Origin of the sequence: Microbacterium hominis (assembly GCF_013282805.1) — a bacterium.
Taxonomy (GTDB): Bacteria; Actinomycetota; Actinomycetes; order Actinomycetales; family Microbacteriaceae; genus Microbacterium; species Microbacterium hominis_B.
This window is the reverse complement of the sequence record NZ_CP054038.1, coordinates 3,873,443-3,891,593: the sequence shown is the minus strand read 5'-3', so window position 1 is coordinate 3,891,593 and position 18,151 is coordinate 3,873,443. Positions and strand designations below refer to the sequence as shown.

At 68.7% G+C, this 18,151-nt stretch carries 18 protein-coding genes; 13 read left to right on the top strand and 5 right to left on the bottom strand.

Features of this window, described 5'->3' with window-relative positions:
- The first annotated feature begins 31 nt into the window (after window positions 1-31).
- From HQM25_RS17485 to HQM25_RS17430, 12 genes are all read left to right on the top strand, one after another.
- Complete coding sequence (locus HQM25_RS17485; RefSeq protein WP_172991401.1) at window positions 32-1,225, top strand: mechanosensitive ion channel family protein; 1,194 nt, start codon at window positions 32-34, stop codon at window positions 1,223-1,225.
- 405 nt (window positions 1,226-1,630) lie between these two features.
- Window positions 1,631-2,953, top strand: a complete 1,323-nt coding sequence (locus HQM25_RS17480) for a transcriptional regulator (RefSeq protein WP_172991400.1) — start codon at window positions 1,631-1,633, stop codon at window positions 2,951-2,953.
- 185 nt (window positions 2,954-3,138) lie between these two features.
- Window positions 3,139-4,686 (top strand): acetaldehyde dehydrogenase ExaC, encoded by a 1,548-nt coding sequence (gene exaC, locus HQM25_RS17475; RefSeq protein WP_172991399.1) that lies wholly within the window; start codon window positions 3,139-3,141, stop codon window positions 4,684-4,686.
- 4 nt (window positions 4,687-4,690) lie between these two features.
- Entirely contained in the window at window positions 4,691-5,092 is a 402-nt protein-coding gene (locus HQM25_RS17470) for a DUF779 domain-containing protein (protein WP_172991398.1), read from the top strand.
- A gap of 140 nt (window positions 5,093-5,232) precedes the next feature.
- Entirely contained in the window at window positions 5,233-6,432 is a 1,200-nt protein-coding gene (locus HQM25_RS17465; protein ID WP_172991397.1) for an acyl-CoA dehydrogenase family protein, read from the top strand.
- The gene (locus tag HQM25_RS17460; RefSeq protein ID WP_172991396.1) at window positions 6,429-7,562 is read left to right on the top strand and encodes a CaiB/BaiF CoA transferase family protein; all 1,134 of its coding nucleotides are present in this window, start codon (window positions 6,429-6,431) and stop codon (window positions 7,560-7,562) included. The genes HQM25_RS17465 and HQM25_RS17460 overlap by 4 nt, the downstream gene beginning before the upstream one ends.
- Window positions 7,563-7,725: 163 nt before the next feature.
- Window positions 7,726-8,094 carry a 30S ribosomal protein S6 gene (gene rpsF, locus HQM25_RS17455; protein ID WP_172991395.1) on the top strand — a complete coding sequence of 123 codons (369 nt, stop codon included), beginning with the start codon at window positions 7,726-7,728 and terminating at the stop codon, window positions 8,092-8,094.
- A gap of 4 nt (window positions 8,095-8,098) precedes the next feature.
- Window positions 8,099-8,602, top strand: a complete 504-nt coding sequence (locus HQM25_RS17450) for a single-stranded DNA-binding protein (protein WP_172991394.1) — start codon at window positions 8,099-8,101, stop codon at window positions 8,600-8,602.
- Between the two features lie 69 nt (window positions 8,603-8,671).
- Entirely contained in the window at window positions 8,672-8,926 is a 255-nt protein-coding gene (gene rpsR / locus HQM25_RS17445) for a 30S ribosomal protein S18 (protein WP_005054609.1), read from the top strand.
- Window positions 8,927-8,937: 11 nt separating this feature from the next.
- Entirely contained in the window at window positions 8,938-9,390 is a 453-nt protein-coding gene (gene rplI, locus HQM25_RS17440; protein WP_172991393.1) for a 50S ribosomal protein L9, read from the top strand.
- A 441-nt stretch (window positions 9,391-9,831) separates the two neighbouring features.
- Complete coding sequence (gene dnaB, locus HQM25_RS17435; RefSeq protein ID WP_172991392.1) at window positions 9,832-11,205, top strand: replicative DNA helicase; 1,374 nt, start codon at window positions 9,832-9,834, stop codon at window positions 11,203-11,205.
- A 38-nt stretch (window positions 11,206-11,243) separates the two neighbouring features.
- Window positions 11,244-11,471 (top strand): RNA-binding S4 domain-containing protein, encoded by a 228-nt coding sequence (locus HQM25_RS17430; RefSeq protein ID WP_172991391.1) that lies wholly within the window; start codon window positions 11,244-11,246, stop codon window positions 11,469-11,471.
- 87 nt (window positions 11,472-11,558) lie between these two features.
- Here the strand turns inward: HQM25_RS17430 and HQM25_RS17425 are convergent, their stop codons facing one another.
- The 4 genes from HQM25_RS17425 to HQM25_RS17410 are packed head-to-tail and all read right to left on the bottom strand — an operon-like array spanning window position 11,559 to window position 16,399.
- Window positions 11,559-13,241: a glycoside hydrolase family 13 protein gene (locus tag HQM25_RS17425; RefSeq protein ID WP_172991390.1), complete on the bottom strand. Its 1,683-nt coding sequence runs from the start codon at window positions 13,239-13,241 to the stop codon at window positions 11,559-11,561.
- A 34-nt stretch (window positions 13,242-13,275) separates the two neighbouring features.
- Complete coding sequence (locus tag HQM25_RS17420; protein WP_172991389.1) at window positions 13,276-14,187, bottom strand: carbohydrate ABC transporter permease; 912 nt, start codon at window positions 14,185-14,187, stop codon at window positions 13,276-13,278.
- Entirely contained in the window at window positions 14,187-15,098 is a 912-nt protein-coding gene (locus HQM25_RS17415; RefSeq protein ID WP_172991388.1) for a carbohydrate ABC transporter permease, read from the bottom strand. The genes HQM25_RS17420 and HQM25_RS17415 overlap by 1 nt, the downstream gene beginning before the upstream one ends.
- Window positions 15,095-16,399 carry an ABC transporter substrate-binding protein gene (locus HQM25_RS17410; protein ID WP_172991740.1) on the bottom strand — a complete coding sequence of 435 codons (1,305 nt, stop codon included), beginning with the start codon at window positions 16,397-16,399 and terminating at the stop codon, window positions 15,095-15,097. Before HQM25_RS17410 ends, HQM25_RS17415 begins: the two co-directional genes overlap by 4 nt.
- Window positions 16,400-16,521: 122 nt before the next feature.
- On the opposite strand from HQM25_RS17410, the gene HQM25_RS17405 reads away from it, so the two are divergent.
- Entirely contained in the window at window positions 16,522-17,775 is a 1,254-nt protein-coding gene (locus tag HQM25_RS17405; protein ID WP_172991387.1) for an ROK family protein, read from the top strand.
- Here HQM25_RS17405 and HQM25_RS17400 read toward each other — a convergent pair.
- Window positions 17,772-18,134, bottom strand: coding sequence for a hypothetical protein (locus HQM25_RS17400; protein ID WP_172991386.1), 363 nt, complete (start codon window positions 18,132-18,134; stop codon window positions 17,772-17,774). The two genes, HQM25_RS17405 and HQM25_RS17400, sit on opposite strands and share 4 nt — an antisense overlap.
- Window positions 18,135-18,151: the final 17 nt, after the last annotated feature.

Below are 18,151 nucleotides of genomic sequence, written 5' to 3'. Positions count from 1 at the left end.
GTCGAACCCGAACGGCGACGAGAGGAGAGATGTGGACGCGGAGAGCTGGGCGCTGTGGGCGGAGTGGGGGATCGTGCTGGCGGTCCTGCTGGGGATCGCGCTGGCGATCGCGGTCGTCGCCGCAGTGATCCTCGCCCTCATCGGACGCCGCAAGACCTGGCCGAAGGCGCTCAGCGCGCGCACGCGCTGGCCGTTCCGGGTCACGCTGCTGCTCATCGCCCTGCTCGGGGCGTCGGTGGTGCTGCCCGTCGATGACGGGCTGCGGGGTGTCATCCAGCACGCCCTCGTCATCTTCATCATCGTGTCGGGCTCATGGCTGATGGCGCAGCTGTTCCTCTTCTTCGTCGACACCGGCTCGCGCAAGTACCGGCTCGCGGATTCGGACACCTTCTCGGCGCGCAAGATCCGCACCCAGCTGCAGATCGTGCGGCGCCTCGTGATCGTGGTGATCGTGGTGGTCGCCGCCGGCACCATCCTGATGACCTTCGACGCGGTGCGGGCCGTCGGCGCCAGCGTGCTGGCTTCGGCGGGCATCGCGTCGATCGTCGCCGGCCTGGCCGCCCAGTCGGTGCTGAGCAACCTGTTCGCCGGCGTGCAGCTGGCCTTCAGCGAGGCGATCCGCGTCGGCGACGTCGTCGTCGTGCAGGGGGAGTTCGGCCGGATCAACGAGATCACCCTCAGCTACGTCGTGCTCGAGCTGTGGGATCAGCGCACCCTCGTGCTCCCGTGCACGTACTTCACGACCACGCCGTTCGAGAACTGGACCAAACTCGGCCGCGCACTGCTCGGAACGGTGTACTTCGACCTCGACTGGCGCGTGCCGGTCGACGGCGTGCGCGACGAGCTCGACCGCGTGCTCGCCGACACCGACCTGTGGGACGGCCACTCGTCGGGCGTGCAGGTGACCGACGCCGTCGGCGGGCTGCTGCAGGTGCGCATCGTCGTGAGCGCCGCCGACTCCGGCCGCTTGTGGGACCTGCGCTGCCTCGTGCGCGAGCGCATCGCCGCCTGGGTGCGCACCGAGGTTCCCGACGCCCTGCCCCTGCAGCGCGTGCGGCTGGAGCCGCCGTTCCCCGGCGGCGATCCCGTGGATGCTTCAACCGGCGCGGGGGCTGGCGCGGGGGCTGGCGCGGGGGTCGGTGTCGGGCTTGGTGCGCCGCGGCGGGAGGTCGTCGGCCGCACCGGACCGGACAGCGCGGAGCAGGCGAGCGGCTCGGGCGACTGACGCCGGGCGGTGCCGCGGCGCCGCCATTGCCGAGAAAAGGTGATCTGCCGGGAACAGGGGGATGTGGCCGCCCAGCGTCCTGTGTGCGCCGGATCACCTGTTCTCAGCAACTCGCCGTGCGCGGCATCCACTCTTGTCACCGCCCCGCCGTCGCCGCCGGCCACAATACGGCGCCGCCATTTGCCGAGATCAGGTGATCTGCCGGGAACAGGGGGATGTGGCCGCCGAGCGTCCTGTGTGCGCCGGATCACCTGTTCTCAGCAACTCGCCGTGCGCGGCATCCACTCCCGCCTGCGCCGGATCACCTGTTCTCAGCGATCGCGCGTCCGCCAGAGCGCAGGGGTGGATGCCGGAACCCGGCCGTACACTGAGACCCACGCTCCACCGACGCCGATCGGAGCCGGCATGACATCACCGTGGTCGCAGCGGCGCGACCTGTCGCCCGAGACCTCGCGCCTGCTGATCGAGCGTGCCCACGAGGAGCTGCTCGCCGGCAACCTCGGTGACGACCGGCTGCGCGACGTACGGGCGCTCGTGCGCGAGTCGTGGCGGCGCTCGCTCGACGGACTCGTCGGCGCCGAGGCGCTTCCGCCGCTGGAGCTCGACGCCGCGGCGATCGAGGAGTATCGCCGCACGCATCCGCTCGGCGGGGTGATCGAGATGGTGCGGGGGCTGCTGCTCCCCGGCGGACCCGACGAGTCGGGAGTGATCGTCGCGGTCGGGGATGCATCCGGCCGGCTGCTGTGGGTCGAGGGCGACCACCGCGTGCGCACGCTCACCGGAGACATGGGGTTCGTCGAGGGCGCGAACTGGTCCGAGGCCGCCATCGGCACCTCCGCCCCCGGAACCGCGCTCACGCTCGACCGGTCGCTGCAGATTCACGGCGCCGAGCACTTCAACAGGCTGGTGCAGCCGTGGTCGTGCACGGCCGCACCGGTGCACGATCCCGAGACCCGCGCGTTGCTGGGCGTCATCGACGTGACCGGCGGCATCGAGGCCGCCACTCCTCAGGCGCAGCTGCTGGTGGATGCCACGGCTCGCGCGATCGAGGGCGAACTGCTGGTCTCGCGACTGCGCGCACGGGCCGAGTCCCGGCCCGCCCGGCGCCGCACGACCAAGCCCGTCGTCGCGACGCGCGCGACCCTGCGTGTGCTGGGGCGCGACCGTGCGCTGCTGGAGCTGGCCGGGGAGCTCGGCGAGACGGTGTCGGAGCTGGGCGCCCGGCACGCCGAGCTGCTGCTCATGCTCGCCGTGCACCGCCAAGGCGTCTCGGCGGAGCGCCTCGCGGAGCTCGTCTACGGCGATCCCGACGCGCTGGTGACCCTGCGCGCGGAGATGGTGCGGCTGCGCCGCGCCCTCGAGAAGGTCGCGCCTGCTCTCGTGCCGGTCTCGCGTCCGTACCGAATGCCGATCGAGCTCGAAACCGACGCGCACCAGGTGCTGTCGCTGCTCGACCGCGGCGCGCACCGGGTGGCGCTCGCGGCGTATCACGGCGACGTGCTGCCCGACTCGACCGCGCCGGGCGTGGAGGAGTACCGCGACTCGGTGCGGATCGCACTGCGGGAGGCGCTGATGGCCGAGGCATCCCTCGACGTGCTCCTGGCCTTCGCCGACACCGCCGCCGCGGCCGACGACGTCGAGGTGCTGACGCTCTGCCTGTCGATGCTGCCCGCCCGGTCACCGCGGCGCGCGGGCCTGGTCGCGCGCATCGAGCGGCTCCAGGCCTGAACCCGGCCGTTCGTCTCGCACCGGCGGTCCCTGAGCGAGGGAGCCCTTCGTCTCGGTCGCTGCGCTCCGTCGCTCAGGGACCGCGGAGCGACCGAGACGAAGGGCGCAACGGGATGCAACGTTGCGCGGCGTACCGTCGGCGGCACGCGACGAGGACCGTCGCGAAAGCGTCGAAGGAGACCACCATGACCATCGTCGAAGAAGGCGTCTCGAGCGTCTACGCCGCCCCCGGGCAGCGCGGCTCGATCGCCGACTACCGCAGCCGCTACGGCCACTACATCGGCGGCGAGTTCGTCGAGCCCGCCAAAGGCCAGTACTTCGAGAACATCTCGCCGGTCAACGGCAAGCCGTTCTGCGAGGTCGGCCGCGGCACCGTCGAAGACATCGACCGCGCGGTGGATGTCGCGTGGCAGGCATTCGAGTCGTGGAAGCGCACGACGCCCGCCGAGCGCGCGAACATTCTCAACAAGATCGCCGACCGCATCGAGCAGAACCTCGAGAAGATCGCCGTCGCCGAGACGTGGGAGAACGGCAAGCCGGTGCGCGAGACCCTCGCCGCCGACATCCCCCTCGCCGTCGATCACTTCCGCTACTTCGCCGGCGTGCTGCGCGCCCAGGAGGGCACGCTCAGCCAGCTCGACGACGACACCGTCGCGTACCACTTCCACGAGCCGCTGGGCGTGGTGGGCCAGATCATCCCGTGGAACTTCCCGATCCTCATGGCCACGTGGAAGCTCGCACCCGCCCTCGCCGCCGGCAACTGCGTGGTGCTCAAGCCCGCCGAGCAGACCCCGGCGTCGATCCTGTTCCTGTTCGAGATCATCGGCGACCTGCTCCCGGCGGGCGTCGTGAACATCGTCAACGGCTTCGGCATCGAGGCGGGCGCACCGCTCGCGCAGCACAAGCGCATCCGCAAGGTCGCGTTCACGGGCGAGACCACGACCGGCCGCCTCATCATGCAGTACGCGTCGCAGAACCTCATCCCCGTCACCCTCGAGCTCGGCGGCAAGAGTGCCAACGTCTTCTTCGAGGATGTCGCGCGGGCCGACGACGCCTACTACGACAAGGCGCTCGAGGGCTTCAGCTTCTTCGCGCTGAACCAGGGCGAGGTGTGCACATGCCCGAGCCGCGCGCTCATCCAGCGGTCGATCTACGACCGGTTCCTCGGCGACGGTCTCGAGCGCGTCTCGAAGATCGTGCAGGGCAACCCCCTCGACCCGGCGACGATGATCGGGGCACAGGCATCCAACGACCAGCTCGAGAAGATCCTGAGCTACATCGACATCGGCAAGGCGGGCGGCGCGAAGCTGCTGGCCGGCGGTCACCGCGTCGACCTCGGCGGCGACCTCAGCGACGGCTACTACGTCGCGCCGACCGTGTTCGAGGGCACGAACGACATGCGCATCTTCCAGGAGGAGATCTTCGGCCCGGTCGTCTCCGTCACGAGCTTCGACGACTTCGACGACGCGATCTCGATCGCCAACGACACGCTCTACGGTCTGGGCGCGGGGGTGTGGAGCCGCTCGGGCGACACCGCGTACCGCGCCGGCCGCGCGATCGAGGCCGGCCGCGTCTGGACGAACACCTACCACCAGTACCCGGCGCACGCCGCGTTCGGCGGGTACAAGCAGTCGGGCATCGGCCGCGAGAACCACCTCAAGATGCTCGACCACTACCAGCAGACCAAGAACCTGCTCGTCTCGTACGCCGAAGGCGCGATGGGCTTCTTCTAGGCCGATGTCCGAATCGACGATGTTCAGCAGGGTGGCGGTGACCCCAGACGCCGCCGCCCTGCTGCGCGACCTCACCGCGCAGCACGGGCCGCTCATGTTCCATCAATCGGGTGGATGCTGCGACGGCAGCGCCCCGATGTGCTACCCCGTCGGCATGTTCCTCACCGGCCCGTCGGATGTGCACCTGGGTGTGCTCGAGGTCGGGCGGGGGGCGCCGATCGACGTGTTCATCTCCGAGGCGCAGTTCGAGTACTGGAAGTACACGCACCTCACCATCGACGTCGTGCCCGGCCGCGGCGCCGGCTTCAGCGTCGAGGGTCCGACCGGCAAGCGCTTCATCATCCGGTCGCGCATGCTCGACGACGCCGAGCTGGAGCACTTCGGCCTCGTGCCCACCGCTCGCTGAGATCAGGTGATCTGTCGGGAACAGGAGAATCCGCCGGCCAATCGTCCTGTCTTCGCCGGAACACCTGTTCTCAGCAACGGGCCGGTTCGTGTCGCGAGCCCCCACCGCGAGAACATGGGGTGGCTCGAAGAGGAGGCACCATGGCCGATCACCCGCGGAACCCCGACGATCTCGCTGCGCTGCGTGCGGCATCCGACGTCCTGGGGATCGATTCCCTGCTGACCGACCAGGAGCGGGCGACGCGCGAGCGCGTGCGGGCATTCGTCGACGCGGAGATCCGTCCGCACATCGCCGGCTGGTACGACCGGGCGCACTTCCCGCGCGAGCTCGCGCCGGCCTTCGGCGAGCTGGGCGTGCTCGGCATGCACCTGGAGGGATATGGATGCCCGGGCCGCAGCGCCGTGGAGTACGGCCTCGCCGCGCTCGAACTCGAGGCGGGCGATTCGGGGCTGCGCACCTTCGTGTCGGTGCAGGGCTCGCTCGCGATGGGGTCGATCCATCGCTGGGGCAGCGAGGAGCAGAAGCGCGAATGGCTCCCGGGCATGGCGCGCGGCGAGATCATCGGCGCGTTCGGGCTCACCGAGCCCACCGCGGGCTCGGACCCGGCGAGCATGAAGACCTTCGCCCGCCGCGACGGCGCGGACTGGGTGATCAGCGGCGCGAAGCGCTGGATCGGTCTGGCCTCGATCGCGCAGATCGTCGTGGTGTGGGCGCAGACCGACGAGGGCGTGCGCGGATTCCTCGTGCCGGCCGATGCGGCCGGGCTCGGCATCCACGTGCTCGAGCCCAAGGGGTCGATGCGCGCATCGATCCAGTGCGGACTCGAGTTCGACGAGGTGCGCGTGCCCGCGTCGGCCATGCTGCCGGAGGCGCGCGGACTGCGCGGACCGTTCGCCGCGCTCAACGAGGCGCGCTACGGGATCGTGTGGGGCGCGCTCGGGGCGGCGCGCGACTCGTACGAGGCGGCGCTGCGCCATGCACTGCGCCGCGAGCAGTTCGGGCGGAAGGTCGCGGGGTTCCAGCTCACGCAGCAGAAGCTCGTCGACATGGTGCTCGAGCTGCAGAAGGGGGCGCTGCTGGCCCTTCACATCGGTCGGGCGAAGGATGCCGGCACCCTCCGCCCCGAGCAGATCTCGGTCGGCAAGCTAAACAACGTGCGCGAGGCCATCGCCATCGCGCGCGAGGCGCGCACGGTGCTCGGCGGCGACGGCGTGCTGTTGGAGAACTCCCCCATCCGGCACGCGCAGAACCTGGAGGCGGTGCGGACGTACGAGGGCACCGATGAGGTGCACACGCTGATCCTCGGCCAGCACCTCACCGGCATCGGCGCGTTCCGATGACCGGCGCCGGCCCCCTCGCCGGACTCGTCGTCGCCGACTTCACGCGCGTGCTCGCCGGGCCGTACTGCACGATGCTGCTCGCCGACCTCGGCGCGACCGTGATCAAGGTGGAGTCACCCGTCGGCGACGAGACCCGGCAGTTCCGGCCGCCGGTGCACGACGGCGAGGCGACCTATTACCTGTCCGCCAACCGGGGCAAGCGCGCGATCACGCTCGACTTCGCCGAGCCCGACGACCTCGAGGTGGCGAAGGCTCTCGCCGCGCGAGCCGACGTGGTCATCGAGAACTTCAAGCCCGGCGGCCTCGCCGCCTACGGGCTCGACTACGACGCCGTGCGCGCCGGAAATCCGGCCGTCGTCTACGTGTCGATCACGGGATTCGGGCCGGAGTCGTCGCTGCCCGGCTACGATGTGCTCGCCCAGGCGCTGTCGGGGCTCATGAGCGTGACCGGGTCTCCCGACGGGCCGCCGATGAAGGCAGGCGTCGCCATCGTCGACGTCGTCACCGGGCTGCACGCGGGCCTGGGCGCGCTGGCGGCGCTGCGCCACCGCGACCAGACCGGCGCGGGTCAGCGTGTCGAGGTGAACCTGCTCTCCTCGGCGCTGTCGGCCCTGGCGAATCAGTCGGGCGCCGCGGCGATCGCCGGAGTCGTGCCCGGGCGCCTGGGAAACGACCATCCGAGCATCTACCCCTACGGCCCCTTCCCCACGGCCGAGGGCGACATCGTGCTCGCCGTCGGCAACGACGCCCAGTTCGCCCGCCTGTGCGCAGTGCTGGGGCTGGGGCCGGCGGTGGCGGGCGACGAGCGCTTCGCGAGCGCGGCAGAGCGCAGCATCCATCGATCCGCGTTGCGGCCGCTTCTCACTGCGGCCCTCGCCGGTCGCGGGGCGCAGGAGTGGTTCGACCTGTGCACGGCAGCCGGTGTGCCGTGCGCGCCGATCCTCGACCTCGGGAGGGCGTTCGAGTGGGCACGCGACGCCGGCCTCGACCCGGTCGTGACCGCCGGGCCGGAGCAGACCCGCAGCGTGCGCAACCCGATCACGCTCTCGGCGACTCCAGTCGCCTACCCGCTGGCACCCCCGCCCCCCGATCACGACGGCGCGTGGGTGCGGGAGTTCCTGGGGCGCTGATCCGGGACGGGTTGCCGGGATTGGGCGCCGGAGGTGGCATCCGGTACCATAGGAGGGTTGTCTGTGCACGAACGCGCCTGCGTGCGTGACGGACGACGTGCAACACACCCTCCTGCTTCCGGGAAATGCCCGGGAGCCGTTCTAGTCCGAAGGAGGTGGGTTAGTGACGCACCAGTACGAACTCATGGTCATTCTGAACCCTGAGATCGACGAGCGCCAGGTCGCCCCGAACCTCGACAAGTTCCTGAAGGTCATCACGAATGATGGTGGCTCGATCGACAACGTCGACATCTGGGGTCGCCGCCGTCTCGCCTACGAGATCCAGAAGAAGACCGAGGGCATCTACGCCGTCGTCAACTTCACCGCGACCAGCGAGGCCACGCAGGAGCTCGACCGCCAGCTGAAGCTCAGCGAGCAGATCATGCGCACCAAGGTGCTCCGCGCCGAAGAGGCGCAGGCCATGGTCGCCGCCGAGGCCAAGCGCGCCGACGAGAAGGCTGCTCGCAAGTCCGCCAAGGCTGCGAAGGCCTGATCCCATGGCCGGCGAGACGATCATCACCGTCGTGGGAAACCTCACGGCTGATCCCGAACTGCGCTACACGCAGAACGGCCTCCCCGTCGCGAACTTCACCATCGCGTCGACGCCTCGCAACTTCGACCGTCAGGCGAACGAGTGGAAGGACGGCGAAGCGCTGTTCCTCCGCGCGAGCGTGTGGCGCGAGTTCGCCGAGCACGTCGCGGGCTCGATGACCAAGGGTATGCGCGTCATCGCGACCGGTCGCCTGAAGCAGCGTTCCTACCAGGACCGCGAGGGCAACAACCGCACCGCGATCGAGCTGGAGGTCGACGAGATCGGCCCCTCGCTCCGCTACGCGACCGCCCAGGTCACGCGTGCCGCAGGTGGCGGTGGTGGCGGTGGCGGACAGTCTCGCCCCGCGCAGGTCGCGGACGAGCCGTGGTCGACCCCCGGTTCGTCGAACACCGGCGGTGCCGACGCCTGGAGCGCCCCCGGCGCCTACGGCGACGACACCCCGTTCTAAGCGACAGCGCTCCGGATGCCGCTCGCGCGGCATCCCGTCGAATCTCGAAATCTCAGTAAAGGACCAATCATGGCTGGAAAGGCAACCGGCGACCGCCGGAAGCCGCGGAAGGGCGCGAAGAACGCCGCCCCCGCGAAGGCGATCCGTGTCGGCGTCATCGACTACAAGGACGTCGCCACTCTTCGCAAGTTCATCTCGGAGCGCGGCAAGATCCGTGCCCGTCGTATCACCGGTGTCTCGGTGCAGGAGCAGCGTCTGATCGCCAAGGCGATCAAGAACGCGCGCGAAATGGCGCTCCTGCCTTACGCCGGCGCTGGCCGCTAAGGAGTACCCACATGGCAAAGCTCATTCTCACGAACGAGGTCGCCGGGCTCGGTAGCGCCGGTGACGTTGTCGAGGTCAAGAACGGGTACGCCCGTAACTACCTCATCCCCCAGGGCTTCGCGGTCGCGTGGACCCGCGGTGGCGAGAAGCAGGTGGCGTCGATCCGCGCCGCCCGCGAGGCGCGCGCGATCCACGACCACGAAGAGGCCGTCGCCCTCAAGGGCGCCCTCGAGTCCAACAAGGTCAAGCTGTCGGTCAAGGCCGGCGCCGAGGGCCGCCTGTTCGGCTCGGTCAAGACCGAGGCGATCGCCGATGCCGTCAAGGCTGCGGGTCTGGGTGACCTCGACAAGCGCAAGATCCACATCACCTCGCCGATCAAGGCCGTGGGCGAGCACGAGGCGACCATTCGCCTGCGTGACGACCTCACCGCTGTGATCACGCTTCAGGTGGTCGCCGCCAAGTAAGGCGCGTTCGATCTCGGGATGCCGCGGACCTTCGGGTCCGCGGCATTCTGCTGTTTCCGGGGTCGGGGTTTCCGGGGAGTGCGGGAGTTTCCGGGTTCGCAGGCCGGCGCGCCGGCGCGACGCGCGCGGCACGGGATGGACTTGCGCGATCGCTGGAACTGTGCACAGGTCGACGAGTCACACACAACCTTCAACCGAAGATTAAACCCCAGGTTCATCCACAGGGTGTGAAAACTCAAACTCCAGGTCAAGGTGCTTTTCGAGGCACACCCGGGGAGAAAGTCGGCATGTTGTCCACAGCAGTTGTACACAGGTCCGACGGCGTTTCACGCAATCAATCCACAGAGTTATCCACAGGCACTGTTGCGACTGTCCGAGGCCCTCCATACCGTTGACCCCGGCCGGAAATCCGTCCGTGTATGTGAGGAGAGCACCGCTTCAATGTCGATCGCTGACATCTCCGAAGACCGCATGGGCGGCGCTCCCCGCGAGCACGAGCGCACCCCTCCCCACGATCTTCTGGCCGAGCAGAGTGCGCTGGGCGGAATGCTCCTCTCCCCTGACGCCGTCGCCGATGTCATGGAGACACTGCGCGGCGCCGACTTCTACATCCCCAAGCACGAGATCATCTTCGAGGCGATCCTCAGCCTGTACTCGCACGGCGAGCCGACCGATGTCGTCGCGGTCACCGACGAGCTCATCAAGACCGGTGACCTGCAGCGCGCGGGCGGCGCCGACTATCTCCACTCGTTGACCTCGATCGTGCCGACGGCGGCCAACGCGGGGTACTACGCCTCGATCGTCTCGGAGCGGGCGCTGCTGCGCCGGCTCGTCGAAGCCGGCACGCGGATCGTGCAGATGGGCTACCGGGGCGAAGGCGACGCGGTCGACCTCGTCAACAACGCCCAGGCCGAGATCTACGGGGTCACCGGCGCCGAGACTGCTGAGGACTACGTGCCCCTCACGATCGCCGTCGACGCCGCCGTCGATGAGATCGAAGCCGCACGCGGCCGTGACGGCTCGATGACCGGCATCCCGACCGGTTTCCAGCAGTTCGACGAACTCACCAACGGCCTGCACGGCGGACAGATGATCGTCGTGGCGGCCAGGCCCGCGATGGGCAAGTCAACGCTGGCTCTGGACTTCGCGCGTGCGGCGGCGATCAAGCACAACATGCCCACGATCTTCTTCTCGCTCGAGATGGGGCGCAGCGAGATCGCGATGCGCCTGATGAGCGCGGAAGGCTCCGTGCCCCTGCAGAACATGCGCAAGGGCACGCTCGATTCGCGGGACTGGACGACGATCGCCTCCACCCGCGGCCGCATCAACGACGCGCCCCTGTATATCGACGACAGCCCGAACATGACGCTGGTGGAGATCCGCGCCAAGTGCCGGCGCCTCAAACAGCGCGTCGGCCTCAAGATGGTGATCATCGACTACCTCCAGCTCATGACGAGCGGCAAGAAGGTCGAATCGCGTCAGCAGGAGGTCAGCGAGTTCTCCCGCGCGCTCAAGCTCCTCGCCAAGGAGCTGCAGGTTCCGGTCATCGCGCTCTCGCAGCTGAACCGTGGACCCGAGCAGCGCACCGACAAGCGTCCGCAGGTGAGCGACCTCCGCGAGTCGGGCTCGATCGAGCAGGATGCCGACATGGTGGTGCTTCTGCACCGCGACTCCGTCTACGACAAGGAAACCCGGCCGGGTGAGGCCGACCTGATCGTGGCCAAGCACCGAAACGGCCCCACCGCGACGCTCGAGATCGCGTTCCAGGGCCACTTCTCCCGCTTCACCGATATGGCCCCGGGCGACTTCGGGTAGTGGACAGCGGGAACTTACAATTCGGCTAGCATTCGGGGGTGACGAACGAGCCACCCATCGAAGACGTCCCGATCGGCGGCGACGGCATCCGTCTCGGGCAGTTCGTGAAGTTCGCCGGACTCCTCGACTCGGGCGGTGACGGCAAGGAGGCCATCATCGACGGCTACGTGCTCGTCAACGGTGAGGTCGATCGCCGCCGCGGACGTCAGTTGCAACTCGGCGACGTCGTCACCTATCAGGGACGGCGAGTCCGCGTCTGCCCGTGACGGAGCCCGCCGTCCGGGCCCGCGACCCCGCGGTACGTCGTCGCGAGCACGTTATCCGTGCCCGCGACGATCGTCCGCGATCCGAAGTCAGCCGCGATGACCGCCGATCCACACGGTCGACTCCGCGGGCACCGACGTGCCGGCGAGAGGGGAGCTCGACAGCAGCACGTCGTCATCCGCCGACATGGAGTACGGCTCCGAGCCGAAGTTCGTGATCACCTGCCAGCCGTTGGGCCGGGCGAATCGAAGCACGTCGCTGCGACCGGTGTCGATCCACTCCAGCTCTTCGTCCGACTGCAGCTCGTGACGCAGGGAGAGCGCGCGTCGATACAGCGAGAGCATGGAGGAGGCGTCGGCGGTCTGGGCCTCGACCGCGAGATCGGAGAACCACTCGGGCTGCGGCAGGTGAGCACTGTCGTCCCCGAAGCCGAACGACGACCCGGCAGAGGTCCACGGCAGCGGCACGCGGCATCCGTCCCTTCCGATCTCGGCGCCGGCGGTGCGGAAGAAGGTCGGGTCCTGGCGCTCGTCGGCGGGGATGGTCGTCACCTCGTACAGCCCGAGCTCTTCGCCCTGGTAGAGGTATGCCGAGCCGGGCAGCGCGAGCATGAAGAGGGAGGCCGCCGCCGCACGACGTCGCCCGCGTGCGCGGTCGAGCCGCGCCTCGTCCCCGCCGTCGACGAGCCACTCGCCCACGTGCTCGATGAGCTCCTTCGTGCCCCCGTCGGGAACGCGGAGGCCGTACCGGGTCGCGTGCCGGACGACGTCATGGTTGGAGAGCACCCACGTGCTCGAGGATCCTGACCGGCTGGCGAGCTCGAGGCTGTCGGTGACGATGCGCCGGAACTGCGCCGCATCGAAGTCCGCCTGCAGGAGCGCGAAGTTGAAGGACTGTCCGAGGCTCTCCGGGCTCGCGTACCGGGGCACCCGGTCGGTCGCGACCCATGCTTCGGCGACGGCCGTGCGGGGCGGGTCGTACGAGTTGAAGACGGCGCGCCACTCGGCGTAGATCTCGTGCACGTCGTCGCGATCGATGAGCGGGTGGTTGCCGTCGATCGGGATCAGCGCGAGTTCATCCCGCGTGGGCAGCGGGTCGGTCAGGTCCTTGGTGAGCATGTGCGCGACGTCGATGCGGAATCCGTCGACGCCCCGATCCGACCAGAAGCGCAGGGTGGTGATGAAGTCCTCGTGCACCTCCGGGTTGTCCCAGTTGAGGTCGGGCTGCTCCTTGGCGAAGTTGTGGAAGTACCACTGGCCGTCCTCGACCCGATGCCACGCGGGGCCGCCGAACACCGACACCCAGTCGGCGGGCGGCTCGGAGCCGTCGGGCCCGGTGCCGTCGCGGAAGATGTACCGGTCGCGGGCCGCCGAGCCGCGACCGGCGGCGAGGGCCTCCTGGAACCAGGGGTGCAGGTCGGAGGTGTGATTGGGGACGATGTCGACGACGACCCGGATGCCGCGCCGGTGGAGCGCGTCGACCATCGCATCGAAGTCGTCGAGCGTTCCCAGGCGGGGGTCGACGTTGCGGTAGTCCGCGACGTCGTACCCGCCGTCCGCGAGCGCGGACGGGTAGAAGGGGCTCAGCCAGACCGCGTCGATGCCGAGCTCGGCGAGGTAGTCGATGCGGGACAGGATGCCGGGGATGTCGCCGATCCCGTCGCCGTTGGCGTCGGCGAAGCTGCGGGGGTAGATCTGGTAGACGGTCGCCTGTCGCCACCACGTGGCGGCGGGAGTCGCGGCGTCGGTCTCGAGGGGCAGTGGGGTGGTCATTCGGGGCCTTTCATGGTGGAGGTGTGCGGGTCGGTCAGCCCTTGACGGCACCTTGCGTGACGCCTTCCATCACCCAGCGCTGCGTGAACAGGTAGGCGACGATCGCGGGCGCCATCGCCATCAGGTACGAGGCGAACGACACGTTGTAGTTGTTGCTGAACTGGTTCTGGAAGAGGTTCTGCCGCACCGGCAGCGTCTGCAGGGCCGGGTCGGAGATGATCAGCGACGGCATCATGAAGTCATTCCAGGCGTAGAGGAACGCGAAGATCCCGACCGTCGCGCTCATCGGTGCGAGCAGGGGGAAGATGAGCTTCCAGAAGGTCTGCCAGGTCGTCGCGCCGTCGATCCGTGCGCTCTCCTCGAGCTCGAGCGGGATAGACCGCAGGAACGCGGTGAACAGCAGCACGCTGAAGCTGAGCTGGAACATCGTGGCGAGCAGGATGACGCCGACCGGGTTGTCCAGTCCGACCCGGCCCGTGAGCTGGATCTGCGGCAGCGCGACCACCGGGAACGGGATGAACATCGCCGCGAGCAGGTAGAAGAACGAGTACCGGAACAGGCGCCGGTCCCAGTTGCGCACGATGGCGTACGACGCGAACGCGGCCAGCAGGATCGTGAGGCCTACCGTGCCGGCGGTGACGAACAGCGAGATCGCCGCTCCCACGGGGAACCGCGTGAGAGTCCATGCTTCGATGAACCCGTCGATGCTGAACGGCGCGGGGAGCGAGAACGCGTTGCCGTCGACCGCCTGCGCGGTGGTCTTCAGCGACATGGAGATCGTCACGTACAGCGGGAGCAGCACGGTGACCGCGCACAGGATGAGGATGATCGTCGCCGACCAGTTGGGGCGTTCCATGCGCACGCGGAGGGGCTTGCGCCGAACCGGCTGCTCCGCGGCGAGGGCAGCCGTCGTGGACTCGGCGACGAGGGCGGGTTGCGTGGACATCAGATCGTGTTCCTTCCGCGAGTGAGAGACAGTTGGAGCAGCGAGATGAGGATGGCGACGATGAAGAAGATCGTCGCGTTCGCCATCTGGTAGGCGTAGTCGCCGCCGTTGAAGCCGGCGATGATGGTCATCGCGATGCTGCGGGTCGAGGTTCCGGGGCCGCCGTTGGTGAGTCCGACGATGATGTCGTACGCGTTGAGGAAGCCCTTGAATCCGAGGATCACGTTGATCACGACGTAGCCGGCGACCAGCGGAAGTGTGATCCGCAGCAGCTGCTGCGTCTTGCTGGCCCCGTCGATGTCGGCTGCCTCGTACACGTCTCCGGGCACAGCCAGCAGTCCGGCGATGTAGATCAGCATCGTGCCCGGCACCGCCTGCCAGGCGGTCACGATGACGATGGCCACCCAGGCCAGGTCGGGGTTGGCCAGCAGACTCGTCTCCAGCCACGGGATGCCGATGGCGGCGCCCAGCGACGGCAGCGAGTTCGAGAACAGGAAGTTGAAGACGTAGGCGATGATGATTCCCGAGATCACCATCGGGATCACGAAGACTGTCCGAAGGCCCGTCTTCAACCGGATGCGGGAGGTGAGACCGACCGCGAGGAGGAACGCGACGACGTTCACGGCGATCACGGTCGCGACCGAGAACCCGAAGGTGAACAGGTAGCTCTGCAGGATCGCGGGGTCGCTGAACAGCGCGATGTAGTTCGTGAGCCCGTTGAAGCTCCACGATCCGATGCCGATCGAGTCGGTGAAGCTGAAGAAGATGCCGATCGCGCCGGGGACGGTGATGGCGAGGGTGAACAGCACGAGGCTGGGCAGCAGGAACAGATAGTAGATCGGCTCCACCTTGCGGGCGCTGCGCCGCACGCGCCGGTCGCCGCCGGTCACGATCGTGGTCGTCGTGGTCATCTCGAGGACTCCTTCGTCTCGTCATTCGTGACCGGGGCGCGGAAGGCGATGCGCGCCCAGTCCGCGTCCATCGTCCGCAGGGTCGCGTCGGCGTCCGCGCCGAGCACGATCGCCTGGGAATAGTTGAAGATCGGCATGGTCCGCGGGACGAGCACCGACGGTCCCTGGTACACCGCCCCGGAGTCGTAATACGGGATCATCCCGGCGATCCGCGGATCGTCCGGCGGCGCCGCGTCGGTGGTCGGCGCGAAGCCGAGCTGCGAGGTGTTGTACGCCTCGATGTTTTCCGGCAGGTAGAGGAACTCGAGGAAGTCGCGCGCGGCTTCCTGATGCCGCGATCCCTCCGGGATCATCGCGGCGAGGTCCATGTTGACTCGCACCGCGAGGTCGCCGGGGTCTTCGGTCATCGGGAGCGGGAAGGTGCCGAGTTCGAGGTCAGGCGCGGTCTTCGCGATCTCGCCGAACGCCCACGGTCCCTGCAGGTACATGCCCGCCTCGCCGTTGGCGAAGGCGAGATTGCCGTCGCCGTAGCCACGACTGGGCGCATCGTCGTTGACGTAGGTGGAGCTGAGCTCGACCATCCGGTCCGTCGGCTCGGCGAAGTCCTCTTCGAAGGAGACAGCGGAGTCCGGGCCGACATCGACGCCTTCCGCGGCGAGCTCGTCGAAGAAGGAGAGCACGTCGAGCGATCCGCCGACCGAGTAGTCGTACCAACCCTGACCGACAGTCCAGTCATCCTTGAACGTTGCGTAGAAGGGGGTGACGCCGGCGGCCTCCAACTGCTCGCAGACCTCGATCAGCTCGCTCCACGTCTGCGGCACCTCGAGCCCCAGCTCGTCGAAGATCTCCTTGTTGTAGATGACGGATGCCGCCATCACCGAGTACGGAAGCGCGCTCACCCTCCCCTCGCACGTCCCGTACTGGTCCATGAGCGGCTGGAGGTCGTCGCGCACTGCCGCCGCGGCATCGGTTCCCGACAGGTCGGTGAGCGCGCAGCGCTGTACGAACCGGGCGATCTCGTAGTTGTAGTTCGCGAGCATGAGGTCGGGCGGATTCCCGCGCACGAAGCTCGCCGACACGACATCGACGCCCGAGGTGTCGATCTCGACCCGCACGTCGTCCTGGGCCGCGTTGTACTCGTCGACCACGGCGGTCATGAACTCGATGGCCTCACGTTTGCTGAACGTGAAACGGACGGTCTCGCGGCCGTCGGCCGAGCAGCCCGCGAGCGCGGAACCGGCGAGCACGAGTGCGGTGCACGCTGCGAAACCCCGCCAAGCCCTTGTCGTTCTCAGTGACATCATTGTCCTTCCGTCACGACCGCCCCGGGGGGCGGGCGCTAAACTCGAAGAGTAAATCTACTCGCCAAATCAATTCGACTGAGGCAAACTCTCTCAAAGGCGAACCGAAAGGTCAAGAGTCGATGTCGAAAACAGCCGGGGACCTCGGCACGGGGCGTGCGAGCCTCGGCGCGGTGCTGGACTTCGCCTGGACGACCGGTGCGTTCACCGCCACCGACGCGATGGCGGCGGCGTCGCTGACGCGCTCGACGACGATCGACGCCATCGATTCGCTCGTCGCGGCCGACGTGCTCCGCGAGTTGCCCAACGCGCGAGCGGCCGGTCAGTACCGTGCCGGTCGACCGGCGCGCCGGTTCGAGCTTCCCGCCGACCTCGGCATGGTCGCCGGCCTCGACGCCGGTGACACGCACCTGACCCTGCGGATCGCGGATCTGGGCGGACGGACGGTGTGGCATCGTCGCGTGACCGTAGACCCCGCCCAGACGATCGCGGAGCGGCAGAAGGCCATCCTCGAACAGCTCGACACCGGATGTGCCGAGCGCGGCATCGCGGCGAAGCCGCTCCTGTCGATCTGCGTCGGCGTCGCCGCCCCCGTCAGCCGCGACGGTCAGTCGCCGCCGCATCCCGAGGGGTTCTGGGAGCGCACGAACGCCGGCCTCGTCCACCTCCTCGCCGACCGCGCCGAGGTGGTCGAGGTGAAGAACGACGCCCAGCTGGCCGCTGCGGCCGAGGGAGCGCTCGGAGCAGCTGTCGGCAGCCGCGACTACATCGCACTCCTCGCGGGCGAGCGCCTCGGTGCCGGCGTCGTCGTCGACGGCCACCTGCTGCACGGTGCCCACGGCGGCGTCGGCGAGATGTTCGCCTTCGACTTCGTGCGCGGCGTCGATTCTGCCTTCGGACTGGGCCCGGTGATCGAGCGACGGGCGCGAGAGATGCTCGCCGACGGCACCGCGGACCCCGCGGGACGCCTCGCCGCGCTCGCGGCAGACGAGCTCGACCCGCGGCGGATCCTCGCCCTGGCGGCCGCCGGCGACGACGACGCGCTGCGCATCGCGGCGGCTGTCGGAGAGGCGTTCGCACGGATGGTCGGAGTGCTCGGCAGCATGTTCGACCCGGAGCAGATCATCGTGTGCGGAGCGATCGCCGAGGGGATCGAGCCGGTCCTCGAAGCCGCGCGGCGCAGCATAGCCCCGTATCTGCACCTGCCCGCACCCGTGCTGATCCCGTCACGGCTCGGGGGAGACATCGTCACGCAGGGAGCGGTGTCGCGTGCGCTGCAGAACGCTCGCCACATCGCACTCCCGGCACTGGCCGAACGACGGCTACGCGACGACCCGGAGCTCGCCGCCGCCGTCGAACGGGCCGAAGCGGGCTAGCTGTAGGAGCGCCAGACGGTCGCGAGGAAGATGTTGACCACCGTGAGCAGGGAGATGGTCGGCAGCACCCACGTGGCGACCGGCACCTTCTTGCGGTTGATCAGGGCGATCACGATGATCGCGACGAGCACGCCGAGCTTGACCGTGATCTTGGCGTTGTCGACCGGGTCGTCGATCGCGTAGTTCATGCCGACGAGCAGGATCCCGGTGACGAGCATCGTCCACGCGCCGTGCAGGACAGCCGGGACGACGCGCTTCCCACCCTCGCGCTTGGCGGTCATTTCGATGAGGGCGCCGCCGAGGAGGCTGGCGACGCCGATGATGTGAACGCCGAGGATGACGTACTTCAGGATTTCCATGCCGGCGATCATACCGA